We start from the raw sequence: 18203 nt of genomic DNA, 5'->3' as shown, positions 1-18203 counted from the left end.
GTTCTCCTCAGGCTTTGCGCATGGTGGAAGCGGCATCCTTGATCGCCGCCTTGATACGCGGGTAGGTACCGCAGCGGCAGATGTTGCCGCTCATCGCGGCGTCAATGTCCGCGTCGCTCGGGTTCTTGTTGCCCGTGAGCAAGGCCGCCGCGCTCATCAACTGGCCCGACTGGCAGTAGCCGCACTGCGGCACATCGTGCTTGATCCACGCCACCTGCAGCGGGTGCGTGTTGTTGCGTGAAAGGCTTTCAATCGTCGCCACCTTCTGGCCCGCAGCGGCAGACAACGGCGTCTGACACGACCGCACCGGCTTGCCATTGAGGTGCACGGTACACGCGCCGCATAAGGCCGCACCACAACCGAACTTGGTACCGGTCATGCCCAGCTCATCGCGTATCACCCACAAAAGGGGTGTGTCAGATTCAGCGTTGACGGAAACGGCGCGGCCGTTCACGTTGAGTTTTGTTGTCATGTGGAGTCCCCTTTTGTTGAATCACTGTCATCACAGGATCGGGCAGGCCCCCAAAAGTCAGCTACTACCCGAAGGCCTTGCGGGACTCATGCTACGACTGCGCCTTAAGGGGTATCCGGGTAGAAACCCTTGGCTGAAACAAAGTCTCAACACTTTTTCTCAAGATGAGACAACTGATATAACTCATGCCTTACAAGAGTTTGGGAGGACCACAAAATGGATGGCGCACCGCATCGCCCCGCAGTTTCGCGACCAGAAGCCGGCCGAGGTTGGCGGCATGAATAGGGTCACAGAAAAGTACACAAGCTTCCCAACCCTGGGCCAGGCCGCGCTGATCGTTCTCGCCTTATTTCTGTTTGAATATGTCGCGCTGGTGGCGCTTGCCGATATGCTCGGGTTGCGCGGAGATGCACTCAATGGCGTATGGGGCATCGCAACAGTTCTTGGAAATGCCGGCGTCTTCAGCCTTGTGCTGCATCACAAGCAGCTGAGCTACCGGGCCTTGTTTCATGCGTCCCGAAATTCGGCAAGCGTCACCATCATGCTGTTGATGCTTCCTATCGCCATGCTGATTCCTGCACTGGTGTTGGCCATGCTGTCAGTGGATGCGGTGATGGTTTCGGCATTCCCTTTGTCAAGAGCACAGGAAATGATGTTCCAGAGAATGATGACGAACGATCCCATGTCTGTCATCACGGTTTGTATCCTGGCCCCCGTTCTGGAGGAAATGCTTTTTCGCGGCATTATCGTGCGCAGTTTTCTGGCGCAATGCCCCAGGAAATTCGCTATTTTTGCCTCAGCGACGTTATTTGGTGCCGCTCATCTGAATATTTACCAGTTCATGGTGGGATTGATTGTCGGATCTGTTCTTGCCTGGCTTTACGAACGAAGCAGGTCCTTATGGCCATGCATTGCCCTTCACTGCATGTACAACTCGACGATTTCATTCTTCTGTCAAAACTTCAGTGACAAATCCGGCAACATAGCCTTTTTCAGTGACTTGCCACTCTCGATCTGGATTGGCGCTTTTTTTCTGGCTTTTGTAGGCGCATCCGCGCTCCAGTTCATGCTTCGTGACAGAACCTTGTCGTCCTAGTGTCAGCATCGAACTTCACCATAGGGCTCATTCAGCAGAGACAGGGGGTGCAAGCGTCAACACTCAGCCCTCCGAGGCATTTTTGTTCGCCCGACCCTCTAGAATCAGCAGCGCTACGCAGCCGCTACGGCTCGATTCACCCGAACTTGAAGGCCAAGATGATCCGACGTGCACTGTCAGGGATACTTTTGCTTGCGAGTGTCTGCGCCTGGGCCAATCCCCCCGCAGCTACGGCCACACCGCAGCCAAAAGAAATACAGTTGCAAGACCCCATGCCGGGGCAAGCGCTGCTGTATCTGGTGAGAATTTCCGGAGACATGGAGACAGTGACCGTGCTGGTGGATGGCGTCAAAGTGGCCACCATGCCACCGAATAGCTATACAGCCATCGGCGTCGCGCCCGGTGCCCGGCGGCTCACCGCCGCCACCCCCGCAGGCCAGGAGCGCATTACCGAGATCAGCGTGCAGGCGGATGAACGGCGGTTTTTCTACCTGCTCGCGACTTTTTCACGGCCGGCGGGTGACTTTGGCCAGTTTTTTGGTTTGCTCGGCGCTCTTGTTCAGGAGACCCTTAACCGCCCCACCGCTACCAACGGGAATCGCGTGTGGACAGAATCCCTGGAGCCAGAAGCGAAAGGCATGATGGAAGGCATGGCGCTTGCCTTACCGGACTAGCAACGCCCTTCACGTCTCTGCCAAAGTTAAAACTGCGAATTACCAACCCCTTATGCGATCTCTGTTTTGGCGTATTTCTTTCATCAGCCTGCTGCTTCTTTGCACAAAATTCGCGCCTGCGGCTGGCTTGGGAGTCAACGACATACACCAGTTGGACGGCATTCAGGTAGATGACAAATCAGGCACCATTACGCTGGTTCTGGTCATTGACCGGCCACTGGAAGACGGCCTGACCAAACCACGCGCCATCCGCAAACTCAATGCCTATTCGGAATGGGTGCATAGCGCAGAGCTCGGCAAAGCTTTTCCTCACGCCAAAGCCGATCTGGGGATTCGCATACTTATCACGCATCCCAGGGCGCGCTCGGCCCTCGGCGAAGCTGTGCTATCGCAACTGGCCGGGCGCTGCAAAGACCTTCACTTCGAAGCGATATTCAGCCTGCGGGATACGAAATTGTGAAGCGCCTGCATAGGCGTATCCGATGATTTTGTGACGCACGGTCCTACGTGGGGGTGACCTCACCCTGCCACCCGATCCCGAATCTGCTGCAACGCCGCCGGGTCATCCATCGTCGTTAAATCCCCCGGGCCCCTGCCCTCGCACACCGCCTGGATCGCGCGGCGCAGCATCTTGCCGCTGCGGGTTTTTGGCAGCGCTAAAGCAAAGTCTCAACACATTTTTCATCAAGATGAGACATTGCCGATAGGCGCATAAAATTATGCGTTCCCAACACGCGTACTTCCGTTTTCAGCGGCTTCGGCAGATTTCACGCCTCTTCCAAAAAATGCAAAAAGAACCGTTATTTCGCAAAGTAAACACGACTGCCCGTGGCGTACATCACCACTTTGGGGGTGATTTTCGCCACGAGAGAAATACCAAAAAAGAAGTGCAATCGGAGGCGACGCGCAGCTCCATGCATGGCAAGCAGCAACGCGGCCTGGACTACACACCGCTTTTCAGGTTTCTTCTGTCAAAAATCGGCACCGACTGGAACTCTGTGCATCGTGAGGCGGTAAGCCGGCTAGACAAACCCGAGCCGATTTTCTGGCTAGTCGCACTTCATGAACACGAGAAGAAAGACTTTGTTCGCATGGGAGAGTCAAGCTACTTCAGCGGCTTGTATGTGGATGAGAAAGGGCTTCTTGCAATCGTCAACCCCGATCTGGGACCTGAAAAGATGGCGCCGCTTTGCCGGTGTTGCACTCACACCTTTAACGGTAAACCCTTCGGCAGGCCTGTAACGGACGCGTCCTTCTTCAGCGGTGACCCACTCAGCGAATAACAAAGCGGCTCCCTAACAATGCGAATACTCTCCTCCATGCGGACTGCCAGCGCCCGCCGACCGTGTCCAACTTAAGTCCAGCATGAATCCAGATCACGTTCTGCGCGCATGGAAGACCGCATTTCCGCACGCAAGCCCCGCGGGCTTCCTCTGCCGCCAGGCGATCCCACTGCGGTGGGTCCGAATACACAGCCTACCGGAGGCAAAGCGATATGCCGACTCCGACAAAGAGCGAATGGAAGTACTTCGCCGCTACAACGAAACAGCGCAAGAACTTCTGGGGCAAGACAGTAATTGCGTGCTGTTTGCAACCCAGTTCGGTGAAAAGCGATCATGGGATCCGGATGAGCAAGGCCCGCTCGACCAGCTTCCGCTCACCCACGTGATGGCCGATAGCGAAGAAGACGATGCAATGCAGTTCGTTGCGGCCAACATTACCTGGCGATCTGGAGACTTCGACCTGCTGTTAAGCGCGGTAGCTGATGACAAAACCGGCCCCGTTCTAATTTTCAATCCGGAGCGCCAAACAGCGTTTGCGCCCTACGATGGCGGCGCCGATCTATTCTTCAAATCTGAGGAAGATGCTCACCGAACCAGGCAGATGTTTCAATCCTGGTTGTCAGATCGCCCTGACGGTCTTTGAATACGGGCTAGAACGCCCGCAAACGCCCCCGCACTGCGGCCTTACCCTGCCACCCGATCCCGAATCTGCTGCAACGCCGCCGGGTCATCCATCGTCGTTAAATCCCCCGGGTCCCTGCCCTCGCACACGGCCTGGATCGCGCGGCGCAGCATCTTGCCGCTGCGGGTCTTGGGCAAGGCTGAAACGAAGTGCACGCGTGACGGTCGGGCGACAGCCCCCAAATCGCCATCCACGCGCTTCATGATCTCGCCTTCGAGCTTCATGGCCGCCGCCTTGTCGGCCAGCACGTTCGCATCCTTGGGCACAGCAAAAGCCATGGCGACCTGGCCCTTGAGCTGATCGGCCACGCCGATCACCGCCACCTCGGCGACGCCGGCATGGCCTGAAATGCTTTCTTCAATCTCGCGCGTGCCCAGGCGGTGGCCTGCGACATTGATGACGTCGTCGGTGCGGCCCAGGATGAAGTAGTAACCGTCTTCGTCGCGTATGCCCCAGTCGAAAGTGCTGTAGACCTGCTTGCCGGGCACGCTCTTCCAGTAGGTGTTGACGAAGCGCGCGTCGTCCTTCCAGATGGTTTGCATGAAGCCGGGCGGCGTCGGGCCTTCAATGACGACCACGCCTTTTTCATGGGGTTGCGTCAGCTCTTCGCCGGTGGACTCGTGCAGGATCTTGACCTTGTAGCCGTACATGGGCACGCCGGGGCTGCCGAACTTGCTGGCCTTCTTTTCAACGCCGTTGGCAATCGTGATGATGGGCCAGCCGGATTCGGTCTGCCAGTAGTTGTCGATGATGGGCACGTTCAGGCCTTCGCTGATCCAGCGGGCTGTCGGCTCATCGAGCGGTTCGCCGGCCAGGAAGAAGGCACGCAGGCTTGAGAGGTCGTGTTTTTTGAGCAGGGCCGGGTCCTGCTTTTTGAGTACGCGCACCGCGGTGGGCGCGCTGAACATGCCGGTGACCTTGTACTTTTCCACCAGGCTCCACCAGATGGCGCCGTTGGGTTGCTTGTCCATGCCTTGCGTGGGCAGGCCTTCATACATGATGGTGGCCATGCCGGCAATCAGCGGGCCGTAGATGATGTAGCTGTGGCCTACGACCCAGCCGATGTCGCTGGTCGAAAAGTAGGTTTCGCCCGCGCGGCCGTCAAAGATGTGCTTCATGCTGGCGGCCAGCGCCACGGCATAACCGCCGGTGTCGCGCTGCACGCCCTTGGGCTTGCCGGTGGTTCCGCTGGTGTAGATGGTGTAGCTGATGGCGGCGGAGTCCAGCCACACGCAGTGCACCAGCGCGTGCATGTACTTGGCGCGCAAGGTCTCCCAATGCAAATCGCGCCCGGCCACGATGGACATGGGCGCCAGGCCGCGGTCAACCAGCAGCACGGCTTCAGGCTGGTGTTTTGACAGGCGAATGGCTTCGTCGAGCAGCGGCTTGTACGCCACCACCTTGCCGCCGCGCGAGCCGGCGTCGGCGCTGATGATCACGCGCGGCGTGGCGTCGTCGATGCGCGAAGCCAGTGAGCCGCTGGCAAAGCCGCCGAACACCACGCAGTGGATGGCGCCTATGCGCGCGCAGGCCAGCATGGCAAAGGCGGCCTCGGCAATCATGGGCATGTAGATGAGCACGCGGTCGCCCTTGACCACGCCCATGGCCAGCAGGCTGGCGGCCATGCGCTGCACCTCGGCGTGCAGCTCGGCGAAGGTATAGGTTTTTTCAATACCGGTTTCGCTGGAGACATAAATCAGCGCGGGCTGGTCTGGCCGGTCTTTCAGGTGCCGGTCTACCGCGTTGTGGCACAGGTTGGTTTGCCCGCCCTCAAACCACTGGGCAAACGGCGGATTGTCGTCGTTGCAGACGCGGGTGAAGGGCTTGTGCCAGTCGATCAGTTGGGCCTGCTCGGTCCAGAAGGCCTCGGGCTGGTCGATGGACTGGCGATAAAAGTCTGCGTAGCTCGTCATGTCTCGTCTCCGTTTTTGCTTTTTGAATTCATGCTCAGATTTTGACAACGATGCGGCCGCGCACCTTGCCCGACATCAAGTCGGCGGCCTTTTCTACCGCTTTCGCCATCGAAATCTCTTCCACCATGGCCTCGAGCCTGGCAGTGTCCAGGTCTTTTGCCAACCGGTCCCAGGCCTGCTGGCGTTTGGCCAGGGGCGCCATCACGCTGTCGATGCCAGTCAGTGTGACGCTGCGCAGGATAAACGGCATCACCGTCGCCGGGAAATCCGCGCCCTGCGCGAGCCCGCAGGCCGTGACCACACCGCCATAGCGCGTCTGCGCACAGGCATTGGCCAGCGTGTGCGAGCCGACGGCGTCCACCACCGCGGCCCAGCGCTCTTTTTGCAACGGCTTGCCGGGGGCAGACAGCTCGGCCCGATCGATCACGCTGCTGGCGCCCAGTTGCCTCAGATAGGCTTCCTCACTGGCCTTGCCGGTGGCGGCCACCACGGTATAGCCCAGCTTGCCCAGCAAGGCAACGGCCACGCTGCCCACGCCACCGGTCGCGCCCGTCACCAGCACCTCGCCGTCGCCGGGTTTGGCGCCGTGCGCCTCCAGCGCCATCACGCTGAGCATGGCGGTGTAGCCCGCCGTGCCAATCGCCATGGTCTGGCGGGTGGTGAAGGCTGCCGGCAACTTCACGAGCCAGTCGCCCTGCAAACGCGCCCGCTCGGCCATCAGGCCCCAGCGCGTTTCACCCAGGCCCCAGCCGTTGTGCACAAAGCGGTCGCCGGCTTTCCAGCCGGGGTGGCTCGATTCCAGAACAGTGCCCGCGCCGTCAATGCCCGCCACCATGGGCCAGCTGCGCACCACCGGCCCCTTGTTGGTAATGGCCAGACCGTCCTTGTAGTTGAGGGTGGAGTACTCGACCTGCGCCAGCACGTCGCCCGCCGGAAGCTGGGCCTCGTCGGTGTCGGTGATGGCCGCTGAAAAGCCGGCGTCGGACTTGGTGAGCAGAAGTGACTTGAACACGGCGTTGTCTCCGGATGGGTTGTTGTCTCAAGGCCAGAAACACTGGAAAACCCGCGAAACTGAATTCTTAATTATGGATAATGGGCTTTCAGGAGGCTGACGATGCCCTTGGCACTCCGGAATTTGCTATTGTTTTAATAGCTGCTTGCGCCCGCCCCTATTGGCCTGCAGCTACTTTCCGTGCCTGAATAACGTGTATTTTGCCCTCCCGGGACCTGTTTTAGGCGCTTTTGGACTGCTTTTGGGCCTCAGGGGAACGCCTGAAGGCAGATTTTGCCGTTTTTTCAGAACAAAATTAGCCCGCAAGCCAATAAGGACCGGCGCGAGCAGCTACTCTTTTAATAGCACAAGACTCGACCGATAGAAGATGTTCTGTCAGCTCTAGACTGCGCTAGCCGCGCAAGATCGCCTCACCGGTCCGCGGGTTCACAAGGGTCACATTTTCGAGCGCCCGGATGCGCCAGATATCGTCCTGCCTCGTCAGCACGTCAATGATCAGTGTGTCCACTACGTGGAGGCCGGCCGGGTGGCTGGCGCCGGCAGCCAGGCGGCTCCAGAAATGGATGACCGCCGCCCCGTCTGCAATATGGGTGATATCGATGAGTTCGTTCTGGAGCGTGGAGTCGCGATAGATCGTTTCGTGAATGGGAACGTGCAGTGCCACGATCTCTTCAACGCCCCGGACATAGTGCCCGAAGCGATTCACGAACGTTGCGTCCTGGTCGAACAGCTCACCGAGAGCCGTCATGTCGTGGCCATTCCAGGCAGCTTGAAATGCGCGGGGCGCATCTTCAGGTTTTTTCATCCTGGTCATGGGTTTAGTCCTGCGTCTCCCGGATTGCTACGGCGCCAGGCATTTGGCATGGGGGCGGCTGGAGGCAAGTGAAGCTTGCCGGAAGACTTCCCCTCGATGGAAGGATTAGGCCGCACTGCTGCCGAAAGCATGCGGCTCATATTGAGTTACGGTACGTTGCACACTTGCGCGGGTGCCAAGCCTCGCGAGCCACTCCGCCACAGCACGATGTTCGCCAATGGCTGTTTGTCCCTCAGGGGCAAGGGAGAAGTAGCGGAGGATCGGATAGGCGTGCAGATCTGCGAGAGAGAGGGTGTTGCCGGCAAGGAACGGTGAATCTCCGACAAGAGCCGCAAGCGCTTCAAGGGCGATGCGGGACTCTTTCAATGATTTGGCAACCAGAGATTCATCGGTGGAGCCGCCTGTCATGGGCAGGCGAACCCTCTGGACAAAGACTCCCCACACCATCGGCCGATAGGCGTAGGAGTCAAGCAGCCCGATTACTTGCGCCATACGCGCCCGCTCACTCGGCGTTGGCGGTTGCAGCGATGGGCCGGGGAATGCCTCATCTACGTAACGGCAGATTGCCGCCGTCTCGTAGATCGACAGCTCTCCGTGACACAGCACGGGGATCCGTCCGAACGGATGGCGCTTGGTGTGGGCGGCAGGCACGCCACCTGGCCCGAAGATGTCGACCTCTTCGATTCGATAAGGCACGGCTTTCTCTTCGAGCGTTAGACGGGCGATCCGCGTATACACGCTGCGCGGCAAGCCATAAAGAGTTAGGGTTGATGACATGGCAAAGCAAATGACTGTGCGGCCTCACGTAAAAACAACCAGACTATCACTTTGCGGCGAAACCCCGTCAGGGGCCCTATCGCCACGACTGGATGCTCTTTTCACAGGGCTGTCTCACATCAATTGATGATTTTTCCCATGCCATTTTCTATGCGGTTTCTCAGTTGTTGAATGAACTGTGAGTCATAGGGTTCCCAGCTTTCGAGTTCGCCAACAACTTTTACAGGCAGCTTGCTTCGATAGGACCGCGTCGGGTTGCCTGGGAACTTCTTGTCTGTGACGTTGGGGTCGTTCTCAAATTCCCCTGTCGGTTCAACGATATAGACTCGCGGCCTGCCGCTGCCTTTGGCTATTTCTGCGGCAAGCCCGGCACCTTTGGAGAGGGCTGTGAAATAAATGTGATTCATCACGACGCTGTCGTCGTAATTCGATTTAAAGCCTGATGTCAGTAGATCGCCTACCTGCAATTCGGCTTTCGTGCCGTGAAAAAAAGGGCCGGTGTCCAAAGTTGCCATGGGTTGTTAAGTGCAAACGGGGTTGATACTGAGGGGGGAGTTGGACGAGGGGTTAGGCATCGTTACTGCATGCGTTGCCGTGCGCCCGCCTCGCTAACCCTTGGGTCCGAGTCGCCGCTCCGGTTCATGCCTGTGCAGAAACTTTGTCAGGGAGTCTGGCGGAGAGTCAGTGCCCATGTCTTCAAGCATCTGGCCAATGCTCCCGCGGTGATAGCCGCTGTGCGTAATGACGTGGAGCAGCATCTCTTCACAAGACATCTCGCCGCTGTCACCGTCAGTGAATGTGAAACGCACCCGATGTTTCAAACGCTCGGCGCTGACGCCGCGTACGAACTGCAGGTACCAGTCGTCTGTGGATCTCACGATCTCCCGCAACTCCGGCAAGCCCGGCGCAGGTTCAGAGTGCGTTGCCTTGAAGCGCTGCGTGGCGGCGCCGGTCAGATGGCCCTGAAAAATCTGGTCCACAACGTTGGCGTGATCGAGTGTGTGAAGCATGGCACGAAATTCATCGGGATGCTGCTGCGCATCAAACTTTTCGAGGACGGCGTGGAGCTCGGTGTTCGCCCAGGCCTTGTACTCGAACAGTGAAACGAGAATGGTGTTCATGGCAAGTGGGGCTCCTTTTAAGTTTGGTATGCGCACGCTGCGAAGCCGGTTCTGACGCTTGACGTTTTGACATGAGAGAGCCCCGCTGACGCGATACAGCACGAGACGAAACCTCGGATCAGTCTATGTACCCGCAAATCCGGCCTGCAAGAACCCGTTCATGCACCAGACGCACCTAGAGCGTCAGAACCAGCCCCTGCCCCGTCTTGACGCCAAATGAGACAAAGACAAACAGCACAGCAGCCTGCAAGGCAACGACCATGATGGAAAAACCGATGAGGGATCGGCCCGGCACGCGGAGAATCGCGGCGTACACCGCAATCCCGGCCGCAAAGGCAAACACGAAGCCCATGAACCCGCCGGACAGCTTGAAGACCACCAGGCTCACAGCGGGCGCGGTGATCGCCGCAACGGCAGCGGCTCCATAGCTGGTGTTGCCAGCGTCGACAAACCCGGCAGCCCATTTCACAGGCATCAGGGTGATGAGAGCAAAGAGGACGAGGGGGAGTAGCAGGATGGTCATGCGGTTTTCAGGGGTTGGGGCTCGCCATGATACCGGCGCGCCGGGACTTCGCTGGAAATGGCTTCGCTGTTAATCCTGTGCGGCCGCAGCGCGGATTTCTGCTGGACCTGCACCACAACGGCAGCCCGCTGCTCCTATCGAAGAAGAGGTCCAGCAGGAATGGATGTGGGCCAAACCGAACATGACCATAGTCCGCCTTCTCATTGGTGCATAGCCTTCTCTGCCAGGTACTGGGCACGTTCAACTGTAATACCCGAAAGCTGATCAACTGCCAGTTGATCAGTCTCATTGACTGTGGAATGCAAGACAACTTTGGGCCGAAAACCTCCCAGCTGTATGAAGACATCTGCGGACCTGGATTGCTCGGCTGGATACAGGTTGATCCGGTTGCAGAGCCAGCCAAAGAAGCCGTCACCTTCCAGCGGGGTGTCAAAGGTTTGAACATAGCGCTCAAAGCTCTGTTGACTTGCAGAAACCCACACCCCCCAAACAAAGGGCTCACTTACGCCATGTATTGGAATTTCCAAAACAGCCCTGACGAAATAGTCGGTTCTTTCGGTATGACGGATAACGCAAAGGTCATCGGACAGCCGCCCGATGTCTTGTTTCTGTTCATCTGTTAGCCAGGTGTATGGATCTGGCGCCTGAAATGCAAAACTCGGCGAGCCCTCATGCAACTCACCGCAGCATGAACATTTGAATGCAAAGATCGCTGCCATGGAATTAGTGGCCTAGCGTAAAGATGACCGGACGACTAACACTTGCGGCAGAGCTGCCTGCTGCTGTTGTGGGTTCGTGTCGATTGGCAAGTCAGGCCGTAAGCAGGCCGCAGCGAATTTACTCATTCGTGTCCTCTTGGAACACCGATCAAGACTGAGATGGTACCCAGCACAAACCAGGCCGCGAACGTGAAAAGTACCAGCGACATGAGAATATTGTGGCCACACATGACGCCAAGTGCAGGATGCTTTCCTTCGCAGCCGACGAAGAGAATGGCAAAGGCGATCAAGGGGCCACCCAAGAAAATGAGAATGAGTTTCACGAACTTGCTCAGCACCATGGAACGAAGCCTACCGTTGGCGGTCACCGGCAACCAACACTAGTCGCGAAACAGCAACCTGCAGCTGTGTCCGCATCGGCCGATCGGTTAGGCTTCATACCTTGACTTCCACTACTTGGTTAGAGCCTTTAATGGCTTGGCCTTCGACTTGATATACACACCATCAGCGTATGCGCCTGCACCAGAGTAGCAGTGTCCGATTTGGTAAACCTGCGCCCGATTTCCATTGAACGTTGCGATTATGGCGCAGGGAATATCCGGACTGGAGAAGAATCCTGCGCAAGAGTCTCGTGTAATTGTCAGCTCACCTTCCAGGTTACCAACCGTAGGTGCTCCAGCAATCATTTTCCCCAACGATTGCAGCTCAAAGTGGGCTCGATCCAACCCATCGGATGATTCGGTTGGAGTGTCGATGGACATATAGGCCCCATCTTTCCTTTCGTATCTCGCACCTTGCATGCAGGGAGATGCATAGGCTGACGATGAAGTAAGAACTGCGAAGGCAAAGACCGCGACAGACAGATTCAGGTGGATTGCAGAAGTCATATTAGCCCGACGTTTGGCATGAGGGGTCGGCCCAAGTGGGCTGCGGTTGCCTCTTCGATGGAAGGATCAGGCGGCATGCAATTGGCCACTTTCAGAGAATGGTCCCTCGAACCTGAAACAACCCGCGACAACCCGGGAGGGTAGGAGCCTGACGTTTGACATAAGCGCTCTGCAAGGTGCCCGTTTGAAGGAGAGGTCAGGCGACATCGGCGATGGCCAAGCGGTCCGATGTGAATATCTCAGCTTGCATGAGAACGTAGAGAGAAGAGGATGTAAAGGCCTAAGGCGATCTCGCCCAAGCCGATGAGGATCGCTGGAAGCCCTTCAACGATACGCTGCTCATTGCTATCTTCATTCCATGTGAATTTAGCTTCCCGGCGCAAGACACTCTTCACACCCGCAACGATAGATGCGAGGCCAAACAGCACGACAATGATTTTTAAAAGCAGTGCCATGAGATGCCTAACGCAATTCAGACCGCAAAAGCTGCGGTCTAACTTGACTGCTATGGTTTAACTTGGACATCGAATCCTCCCAAACCCTCTTGTTTTTGGCATTGCAGCAAATACGCTGGATTTTTATGCCTGTACAAATAATCCCATGAAGCCCTGCTCCCACTGCAGTTGATCTGTCTGCCTGATCAGCTGAGGGAGCGGATTTGATATTTGCACTATAGCCTCAGCACCGGGAAGCTTTGCGTGTACCGGTTACGTTTTTTTTCCACAGGCATGACTTGAAGCATCCGCGCGACAGGGGCACCACGGAAGTTGAGTATCTTTAGCGGGAAAATCACACGCCAACCCGGCCAGCTACTCAAGAGCGTATTTGATCGGAAGCTCCACCCAGGAATCCACGGCACGGCCCGACTTTGTTCTGGCCGGGTTGAACTTGAACTTTTTCACGCCTTCGATTGCGGCCGCATCCAGCGTGGCAGAACCCGAGCTTTGACGGAGCCGCACCTCGCCGGCGTTGCCGTTCGCCAAAACTTCCACTCGCAACCTGACAACGCCCTGCTCGTCAAGGCGCCTGGCACGCGCTGGATACGCAAGCCTTGGCGAATCGGCCTGGCTGGCGGGCCGCACAATTTCATCCGGGCCGGTGACACAAGCTGTCAGCGCCATCGACAGAGGGAAAAGGAAGAAGATGCAGAAAACGCGAAGCAGGTATTTCATTGGTACCGGGTATGGATTGCAACTGGACAAAACTCAAACGCCTTCCAGGCAGCCAAAAAGCCTCACAGATCAAGCCAGCTTGGAACCTGGCTGAAAAATACCATGGGAATCCTGCAAGCAAGACTGTTGTGCAACCCAAACCAACTGCACGCAAACCAGCCAAACGGCATGAGCAGCATCAGCAAGATGAAAGCGTCAGTCAAATAGGCGAAAGGCCGTCTCTTTCGGATCTGGATGATGAGATCGATCAGGAACGCGCCCAGCATGATGAAGGTCATGAAACCAAGAAGAATGGCGATCCCCAGGCCAGTATCTCCGTGACGCTCTTGTGTGCGTGCGTACTCGAACGCTCTTTGTGAATACAGTTGCAAAAAGAGTAGTGGCGCTATAAATGCCAGGAGCCGAATGGCTACCGGTAATGCGTAATTTCTCATTGAGGCCTGAGTTGGGATGGAGGTGGCGCTGAAGGTGGTCGGCACTCAGTGGCTGGTTATCCACCCTTGACCTGAACGTTCGACATTTTGAGCGAACCAACGGCAGACCGGGCGGGCTTATCTGTATCAGGTGTGTTTGGTCCGCACCCTACTTCACCAACCCCAGCACATCCCTGAACACCTCATGCTCAGCCGTGCGCAGCCACTCAAACGCCACCATCTCGGTCGTCACCAGTTCGGCGCCGTTGCCGGCCAGGCGGTCAAAGGCGGCATCGCGGTTGCGCTCGGTGCGTGAACTGCAGGCGTCGGTTACCACCCAGACTTCGAACTCTTCTTCCAGCAAATCAAGCGCGGTCTGCATCAGGCAGACGTGGGCTTCGCAGCCGGCGATGACGATGGTGCTTCTGCCCTCTTCCGGCTCGGGCGCCGGCTTTTGCAGGTGTTTGGGCAGGCTGCGGGCGTTGCCGCCTGTCGGCGCCTTGCGCACGGGTGGGCGCAGCAGGTCGCCCAGGCCGTCGGCCACGGCGCTGAAAAACATCTTGTCCATAGTCTTGCCACTGGCGGCTTCAATGGCGGCCTGCAATTCGGGCACGGTGGCGCCCAGGCTTTCGGGGTTTTCTTCTGTGCCCCACACCGGCACGTCCAGCAGTTTGGCCATGCGGGCCAGCTTTACGGCATTGGCCATGACGAGGTTGCCTTCAAAAATGGCGGGCATCAAAAGGGTCTGGTAGTCGACCAGCACAAGTTGGGAGTCGTCGGCGTCAAGCAGCATCGGGGGTCCTGGGGAAATTCTGGAGGCGTTCTGGAAAGAAGATCAGGCCGGGCTGCGCTGCAGGCGCTCCACCAGGCCGATCACATAAGCATCGAACAGCAGCGTGGCGTCCTGCCCGAACATGCGGATTCGACCGGTATGTTGGAGAAGCAGCAAGCCCATGCCATGCGCGAACAAGGCCGTATTTTCGCGCAATGCATCGTCGGCGCCTAAACCCATGGCCCGCAAGGCGGTTTCACAAGGCCGCAAAGCATCGTGAAGGCGGTCATTGAGCTGCTGGTTCAGCTCGGTGCCCAAGCCGCGCGGGCGCATGCCCTGCATGAGGTAAAAACCCAGGTCCAGGTCGCGCGGGTTGGCCGCAAAAAAACCAAACCAGGCACTGGCCTTGGCTTCCAGCACCTCAGCCGGGCCGCCCCGCGCCTCACCCGCAGACGCCACCACGCCATTGAGGCGCTCCAGGCACTCGGCCAGCAAGGCGCCGTAAATGGCTTCCTTGTTTTCAAAATAGGAATAGATGGCCCCGGCGGTATAGCCTGCTTCCTTGGCGATCTCGCGGATGCTGGCGCCGTCGATGCCCAGGCGTTCGAAGACGGATCGGGCGGCGTCCAGCATCAGGGTTCGGCGTAAATCGTTTTGGACCTGCTGGCGGTCTATTCGGGTTTGCATCGCCAGAATATAGGCGTGAAAGACGTCTATCCAGGGTGCGATTTCCGGTGAAAATTAACGCTTGTTCTAAAAATTAAACGTTGTTTAAATTCACTGGATGACGCCAGAAGAGCTGCCACCATCGCAGCTTCATTCGTCACATGGCCCGTCTGGCCTCGCCTGTCGCCAAGCCGGCCAGCCTGATCAGCTACTCTTTTGATAGCTGCTTGCGCCCGCCCACAAAGGGCCGGAGGCGCATTTAATTCAAATCCAGCCCCAACAAGGTGTTATTCAGGCTCGATTCCCGCGGCCTTGATGATCTTTCCCCATTTCAGCGTTTCCACCGCCTGGAACTTGCGCAAGTCTTCCGGGTTGCTGGTGAAGATTTCGGTACCGCTGGACTGGTAAAACGGTGCGGCCGAAGGGCTGCGGGCTGCCTTGACCAGCATGTCGCTGAGCTTTGCCACCACATCGGCGGGCGTGCCGGCGGGCGCGTAGGCGGCAAACCAATAGGTCATTTCATAACCCTTGACGCCGGCTTCTGCGATGGTCGGCACCTCGGGCGCCAGCGGTGAACGTTGCCGGGTGGAAACACCCAGCGCCTTGAGCTTGCCGCCCTTGACCTGCGGCAGGCCGGTCGCCATGTCGGTGATCATCATGTCGATCTGGCCGCCCAGCAGGTCCGTCACCGCGGGCGGATTGCTCTTGTAGGGAATGTTCAGGATGTAGGTGCCCGTCATCTGCTTGAACTGCTCACCCGCCACGCGGCTGGACGAGCTGCCGCTGCCAAAAGACAGCTTGCCGGGTTTCGATTTGGCCAGCGCAATGAACTCCGCCACGCTGTTGACCGGCAGTGACGGGTTGACCACCATGATCTGCCCGCCGCGGCCCAGCGCGGTCAGCGGTGCGAAGTCCTTGACCGGGTCGTAAGGCAGTTTTTTGAACAGGTGCTCATTGGCCGACTGCGTGGTGTTGGTGGTGATGAACACGGTGTAGCCGTCGGGCTTTGCCTTGGCGGCTGCCTGGGCGCCGATGAAGCTGTTGGCGCCGGGCTTGTTGTCCACCACCACGCTGACTTTGCTGTCATTGGTCACGGCCTGGCCGATGGCGCGCGCCAGCTGGTCGGTTGCGCTGCCGGCCGCAAACGGCACGACAAAGGTGATCGGCTTTTCAGGAAAGCCCTGCGCCTGAGCCGCCATGGGCACGGCGAGGGGCGCGATGGCCCATAGCGCGGCAATGCCGAGCAAGGCGGGGCGGATGCGGCTGTGTATGGATTTTTGAGTGGCGGTTTTCATGTTGTCTCCTGATGTTGTGATGAGGCGTATCTGACGTTGTTGATCTCGTCTTGGTGTCCTGGTGTCCTGGTGAATCGGTTCCGTTAAAAAGTTTGGTCTCCCCCGGCGAGCAGGCCCGCCAGCGCTGCTGGCACTTCGATAGGTAAATCCAGCAGCCAGAATGAAAGCGACTTGCCGTGCGTGTCGAGGTTGAGCGCGTCATTCACGCCGCCGTCGAGCACGTCGTCGAGCACAAAGTTCAGGGCGCCCAGCAAAGGCAGCTCAAACCGCTGCACACGACTGGGCTTGCGGTGGGCAAAGTGGCGCGCCACGGCGGCCTCCGTCACCTGCGCCCGCAGCACGGGATAAAGGTCCGGGTGCCAGGCAATCACGCTGATGTTGGACCGGTTGCCTTTGTCGCCGGTTCGCCCGTGCGCGGCGCGGTACAGCGGGACCGTGATCATGGCCTGGCTCATGCGGCCTCCCCTGCGGTAGCCAGCGCTGCGGTATCGAGCATCCTGAACGACACCTTCACAGCGTCTCGGGGCACCAGGCAGGGCAAGGTGTTGAGCCTTGGTGTCAGTGCCGTGCGCACGCCGCCGCCGCCGGCCGGTCCGCAGCAGTACAGGGCGGTGACTTCCCGCGTCAGCCGCTCGGCCTCAGCGCGGTCGGTGTGTGTGGCAGCCACGCGCAGGCGTACATCGCGCGCGTCACCGGCCGGTGTTGCGGCCAGGAGGCTGCCGGCGTCGTCGCCCATGACGCTGAGCGCGCCTATCAGGTCTACCCGCAGCGCCAGGGCCGGCAGGCGCCGGCGCAGCACATCGGCCGCCAGCCGGGCGCGGGCCTCGGCGCGCGGGCCGGCGTAAGAGATTTCACCTTCGGCCAGCCAGCCGCCCTCATGGCAGAGATTGACCTTCAGGCTGGGTGGCCGGGCATGGCCGCGCACACCGCTCAGCGCCACGCGATTAGGGCCAAGCTGTTCAATCTGCGCTGCGCTGATGTCCGCCACCACATCGGGTGTGAGGTAGGCGGCAGGGTCATGCACTTCATACAACAACTGCTCCTTGACGCTGGCAAGGTTCACCAGCCCGCCTGTGTTGGCAGCCTTGCCGATGATGCAGTTGCCGTCGGCGCTGATTTCGGCAATCGGGTAGCCGACGGCGTGCAAATCGGGAACGTCCTTGTAGCCGGGGTCTGCAAAATAACCGCCGCAAACCTGCACTCCGCACTCCAGCAAATGGCCGGCCATGGTGGCGCGTGCCAGCAGGTCCCAATCATCGGCACGCCAGCCAAAGTGCGACATGGCAGGCCCGACGGCGAGCGATGGATCGGCCACGCGGCCGGCCACCACAATTTGCGCGCCGGCGTTCAGCGCAGCGGCAATCGCTTCAGCACCGATGTAGGCATTGGCACTGACCATGCGGATGCCGTCCATCGCACTGCCCAGCTGGGTGCGCAGCAGCTCGCGGTGCCGTTCTTCCGAGAGGTCATCACCTTCGACCACCGCAATACGCGGTGCAGGCAAACCCAGCTCCCGGGCCATGGCCTGGATATGCCGCGCCGCGCCCATCGGGTTGGCCGCACCGAAGTTGCTGACGATGCGGATGTGGTGCTGCAGGCAGCGCGCCAGCACGGGACGCAGCATGTCGTCCAGCAACGGCTCAAAGCCCGCGCCGGGGTCGGCACGGCGGCGCAATTGCGCCAGCGCCAGCGTGCGCTCGGCCAGCGTCTCGAAAATCAGGAAGGCCGGCCCGCCCCGCGCGATCAGGGTGTCTACCACCGGGCCGGCCGCATCCACACGGTCACCCGAAAAGCCGGCCGCGCAACCGATCAGCAGGCTGGCGGGCGGTGTGGCGGTGTGGGGAGCGAGGGCGGCAGGGATCATCATGGCCAAGCGGTGGATGCCATGAATTTAAGCCCCCGCCTTTTATTT

General features: G+C 58.9%; 24 protein-coding genes. 6 read left to right on the top strand and 18 right to left on the bottom strand.

Translation table 11 applies throughout. The features are described 5' to 3' along the window. Nucleotides 1-7 precede the first annotated feature (7 nt). Nucleotides 8-472: a (2Fe-2S)-binding protein gene (locus AC1DWQ_RS09035; protein ID WP_477669329.1), complete on the bottom strand. Its 465-nt coding sequence runs from the start codon at nucleotides 470-472 to the stop codon at nucleotides 8-10. A gap of 220 nt (nucleotides 473-692) precedes the next feature. Between AC1DWQ_RS09035 and AC1DWQ_RS09030 the strand changes: the two genes are divergently transcribed. The 5 genes from AC1DWQ_RS09030 to AC1DWQ_RS09010 all read left to right on the top strand — a co-directional run bounded on the left by AC1DWQ_RS09030 (nucleotide 693) and on the right by AC1DWQ_RS09010 (nucleotide 4168). Then, complete coding sequence (locus AC1DWQ_RS09030; protein WP_477669328.1) at nucleotides 693-1568, top strand: lysostaphin resistance A-like protein; 876 nt, start codon at nucleotides 693-695, stop codon at nucleotides 1566-1568. Nucleotides 1569-1828: 260 nt separating this feature from the next. Next, entirely contained in the window at nucleotides 1829-2242 is a 414-nt protein-coding gene (locus AC1DWQ_RS09025; RefSeq protein ID WP_477669327.1) for a hypothetical protein, read from the top strand. 52 nt (nucleotides 2243-2294) lie between these two features. Beyond that, a complete protein-coding gene (locus AC1DWQ_RS09020) occupies nucleotides 2295-2702 on the top strand; it encodes a hypothetical protein (RefSeq protein ID WP_477669326.1) in 408 nt (135 codons plus the stop codon). Nucleotides 2703-3027: 325 nt separating this feature from the next. Beyond that, a complete protein-coding gene (locus AC1DWQ_RS09015; protein WP_477669325.1) occupies nucleotides 3028-3525 on the top strand; it encodes a hypothetical protein in 498 nt (165 codons plus the stop codon). 82 nt (nucleotides 3526-3607) lie between these two features. Further along, entirely contained in the window at nucleotides 3608-4168 is a 561-nt protein-coding gene (locus tag AC1DWQ_RS09010; RefSeq protein ID WP_477669324.1) for a DUF3885 domain-containing protein, read from the top strand. 41 nt (nucleotides 4169-4209) lie between these two features. Here the strand turns inward: AC1DWQ_RS09010 and AC1DWQ_RS09005 are convergent, their stop codons facing one another. From AC1DWQ_RS09005 to AC1DWQ_RS08950, 12 genes are all read right to left on the bottom strand, one after another. Then, entirely contained in the window at nucleotides 4210-6120 is a 1911-nt protein-coding gene (locus tag AC1DWQ_RS09005) for a propionate--CoA ligase (RefSeq protein ID WP_477669323.1), read from the bottom strand. Between the two features lie 34 nt (nucleotides 6121-6154). Next, a complete protein-coding gene (gene acuI, locus AC1DWQ_RS09000) occupies nucleotides 6155-7132 on the bottom strand; it encodes an acrylyl-CoA reductase (NADPH) (RefSeq protein WP_477669322.1) in 978 nt (325 codons plus the stop codon). 391 nt (nucleotides 7133-7523) lie between these two features. Beyond that, nucleotides 7524-7946 (bottom strand): SgcJ/EcaC family oxidoreductase, encoded by a 423-nt coding sequence (locus tag AC1DWQ_RS08995; RefSeq protein WP_477669321.1) that lies wholly within the window; start codon nucleotides 7944-7946, stop codon nucleotides 7524-7526. Nucleotides 7947-8051: 105 nt separating this feature from the next. After that, a complete protein-coding gene (locus AC1DWQ_RS08990; protein ID WP_477669320.1) occupies nucleotides 8052-8723 on the bottom strand; it encodes a glutathione S-transferase family protein in 672 nt (223 codons plus the stop codon). Nucleotides 8724-8842: 119 nt separating this feature from the next. After that, nucleotides 8843-9238 (bottom strand): NAD(+)--rifampin ADP-ribosyltransferase, encoded by a 396-nt coding sequence (arr, locus tag AC1DWQ_RS08985; protein WP_477669319.1) that lies wholly within the window; start codon nucleotides 9236-9238, stop codon nucleotides 8843-8845. A 93-nt stretch (nucleotides 9239-9331) separates the two neighbouring features. After that, entirely contained in the window at nucleotides 9332-9844 is a 513-nt protein-coding gene (locus AC1DWQ_RS08980) for a DinB family protein (RefSeq protein ID WP_477669318.1), read from the bottom strand. Nucleotides 9845-10019: 175 nt separating this feature from the next. Beyond that, complete coding sequence (locus AC1DWQ_RS08975) at nucleotides 10020-10367, bottom strand: hypothetical protein (RefSeq protein WP_477669317.1); 348 nt, start codon at nucleotides 10365-10367, stop codon at nucleotides 10020-10022. A gap of 200 nt (nucleotides 10368-10567) precedes the next feature. Then, on the bottom strand, nucleotides 10568-11086 hold the full coding sequence (locus tag AC1DWQ_RS08970) for a DUF2199 domain-containing protein (protein ID WP_477669316.1): 519 nt from the start codon (nucleotides 11084-11086) through the stop codon (nucleotides 10568-10570). Nucleotides 11087-11208: 122 nt separating this feature from the next. After that, on the bottom strand, nucleotides 11209-11409 hold the full coding sequence (locus AC1DWQ_RS08965) for a hypothetical protein (protein WP_477669315.1): 201 nt from the start codon (nucleotides 11407-11409) through the stop codon (nucleotides 11209-11211). Nucleotides 11410-11538: 129 nt separating this feature from the next. Beyond that, nucleotides 11539-11847, bottom strand: coding sequence for a hypothetical protein (locus tag AC1DWQ_RS08960; protein WP_477669314.1), 309 nt, complete (start codon nucleotides 11845-11847; stop codon nucleotides 11539-11541). Nucleotides 11848-12212: 365 nt separating this feature from the next. After that, nucleotides 12213-12428, bottom strand: a complete 216-nt coding sequence (locus tag AC1DWQ_RS08955) for a hypothetical protein (RefSeq protein WP_477669313.1) — start codon at nucleotides 12426-12428, stop codon at nucleotides 12213-12215. 354 nt (nucleotides 12429-12782) lie between these two features. After that, nucleotides 12783-13145, bottom strand: coding sequence for an energy transducer TonB (locus tag AC1DWQ_RS08950; protein ID WP_477669312.1), 363 nt, complete (start codon nucleotides 13143-13145; stop codon nucleotides 12783-12785). 11 nt (nucleotides 13146-13156) lie between these two features. Here AC1DWQ_RS08950 and AC1DWQ_RS08945 point away from each other — a divergent pair, with 11 nt between their 5' ends. After that, on the top strand, nucleotides 13157-13504 hold the full coding sequence (locus AC1DWQ_RS08945) for a hypothetical protein (RefSeq protein WP_477669311.1): 348 nt from the start codon (nucleotides 13157-13159) through the stop codon (nucleotides 13502-13504). A 223-nt stretch (nucleotides 13505-13727) separates the two neighbouring features. Here AC1DWQ_RS08945 and AC1DWQ_RS08940 read toward each other — a convergent pair whose 3' ends face one another. From AC1DWQ_RS08940 to AC1DWQ_RS08920, 5 genes are all read right to left on the bottom strand, one after another. Further along, the gene (locus AC1DWQ_RS08940; protein ID WP_477669310.1) at nucleotides 13728-14351 is read right to left on the bottom strand and encodes an isochorismatase family protein; all 624 of its coding nucleotides are present in this window, start codon (nucleotides 14349-14351) and stop codon (nucleotides 13728-13730) included. A gap of 42 nt (nucleotides 14352-14393) precedes the next feature. Further along, complete coding sequence (locus AC1DWQ_RS08935; protein WP_477669309.1) at nucleotides 14394-15017, bottom strand: TetR/AcrR family transcriptional regulator; 624 nt, start codon at nucleotides 15015-15017, stop codon at nucleotides 14394-14396. A gap of 266 nt (nucleotides 15018-15283) precedes the next feature. Next, nucleotides 15284-16291: a Bug family tripartite tricarboxylate transporter substrate binding protein gene (locus tag AC1DWQ_RS08930; RefSeq protein WP_477669308.1), complete on the bottom strand. Its 1008-nt coding sequence runs from the start codon at nucleotides 16289-16291 to the stop codon at nucleotides 15284-15286. Between the two features lie 83 nt (nucleotides 16292-16374). Further along, on the bottom strand, nucleotides 16375-16746 hold the full coding sequence (locus AC1DWQ_RS08925) for an AtuA-related protein (protein WP_477669307.1): 372 nt from the start codon (nucleotides 16744-16746) through the stop codon (nucleotides 16375-16377). Next, nucleotides 16743-18155: an acyclic terpene utilization AtuA family protein gene (locus AC1DWQ_RS08920; protein WP_477669617.1), complete on the bottom strand. Its 1413-nt coding sequence runs from the start codon at nucleotides 18153-18155 to the stop codon at nucleotides 16743-16745. Before AC1DWQ_RS08920 ends, AC1DWQ_RS08925 begins: the two co-directional genes overlap by 4 nt. Nucleotides 18156-18203 lie beyond the last annotated feature (48 nt).

The sequence above is a fragment of the Polaromonas sp. P2_G11 genome, from assembly GCF_056403595.1.
Note: the sequence above shows the minus strand (reverse complement) of the source record. Positions and strands in the feature narration are given on the sequence as shown.

Coding starts and splice junctions, on each gene's coding strand:
- AC1DWQ_RS09035 (WP_477669329.1), bottom strand. CDS start 472: ATGACAACAAAACTCAACGTGAACGGCCGCGCCGTTTCCGTCAACGCT.
- AC1DWQ_RS09030 (WP_477669328.1), top strand. CDS start 693: ATGGCGCACCGCATCGCCCCGCAGTTTCGCGACCAGAAGCCGGCCGAG.
- AC1DWQ_RS09020 (WP_477669326.1), top strand. CDS start 2,295: ATGCGATCTCTGTTTTGGCGTATTTCTTTCATCAGCCTGCTGCTTCTT.
- AC1DWQ_RS09015 (WP_477669325.1), top strand. CDS start 3,028: ATGCAAAAAGAACCGTTATTTCGCAAAGTAAACACGACTGCCCGTGGC.
- AC1DWQ_RS09010 (WP_477669324.1), top strand. CDS start 3,608: ATGAATCCAGATCACGTTCTGCGCGCATGGAAGACCGCATTTCCGCAC.
- AC1DWQ_RS09005 (WP_477669323.1), bottom strand. CDS start 6,120: ATGACGAGCTACGCAGACTTTTATCGCCAGTCCATCGACCAGCCCGAG.
- AC1DWQ_RS08995 (WP_477669321.1), bottom strand. CDS start 7,946: ATGACCAGGATGAAAAAACCTGAAGATGCGCCCCGCGCATTTCAAGCT.
- AC1DWQ_RS08990 (WP_477669320.1), bottom strand. CDS start 8,723: ATGTCATCAACCCTAACTCTTTATGGCTTGCCGCGCAGCGTGTATACG.
- arr (WP_477669319.1), bottom strand. CDS start 9,238: ATGGCAACTTTGGACACCGGCCCTTTTTTTCACGGCACGAAAGCCGAA.
- AC1DWQ_RS08980 (WP_477669318.1), bottom strand. CDS start 9,844: ATGAACACCATTCTCGTTTCACTGTTCGAGTACAAGGCCTGGGCGAAC.
- AC1DWQ_RS08975 (WP_477669317.1), bottom strand. CDS start 10,367: ATGACCATCCTGCTACTCCCCCTCGTCCTCTTTGCTCTCATCACCCTG.
- AC1DWQ_RS08970 (WP_477669316.1), bottom strand. CDS start 11,086: ATGGCAGCGATCTTTGCATTCAAATGTTCATGCTGCGGTGAGTTGCAT.
- AC1DWQ_RS08960 (WP_477669314.1), bottom strand. CDS start 11,847: ATGTCCATCGACACTCCAACCGAATCATCCGATGGGTTGGATCGAGCC.
- AC1DWQ_RS08955 (WP_477669313.1), bottom strand. CDS start 12,428: ATGGCACTGCTTTTAAAAATCATTGTCGTGCTGTTTGGCCTCGCATCT.
- AC1DWQ_RS08950 (WP_477669312.1), bottom strand. CDS start 13,145: ATGAAATACCTGCTTCGCGTTTTCTGCATCTTCTTCCTTTTCCCTCTG.
- AC1DWQ_RS08945 (WP_477669311.1), top strand. CDS start 13,157: ATGGATTGCAACTGGACAAAACTCAAACGCCTTCCAGGCAGCCAAAAA.
- AC1DWQ_RS08940 (WP_477669310.1), bottom strand. CDS start 14,351: ATGCTGCTTGACGCCGACGACTCCCAACTTGTGCTGGTCGACTACCAG.
- AC1DWQ_RS08935 (WP_477669309.1), bottom strand. CDS start 15,017: ATGCAAACCCGAATAGACCGCCAGCAGGTCCAAAACGATTTACGCCGA.
- AC1DWQ_RS08930 (WP_477669308.1), bottom strand. CDS start 16,291: ATGAAAACCGCCACTCAAAAATCCATACACAGCCGCATCCGCCCCGCC.
- AC1DWQ_RS08925 (WP_477669307.1), bottom strand. CDS start 16,746: ATGAGCCAGGCCATGATCACGGTCCCGCTGTACCGCGCCGCGCACGGG.
- AC1DWQ_RS08920 (WP_477669617.1), bottom strand. CDS start 18,155: ATGATCCCTGCCGCCCTCGCTCCCCACACCGCCACACCGCCCGCCAGC.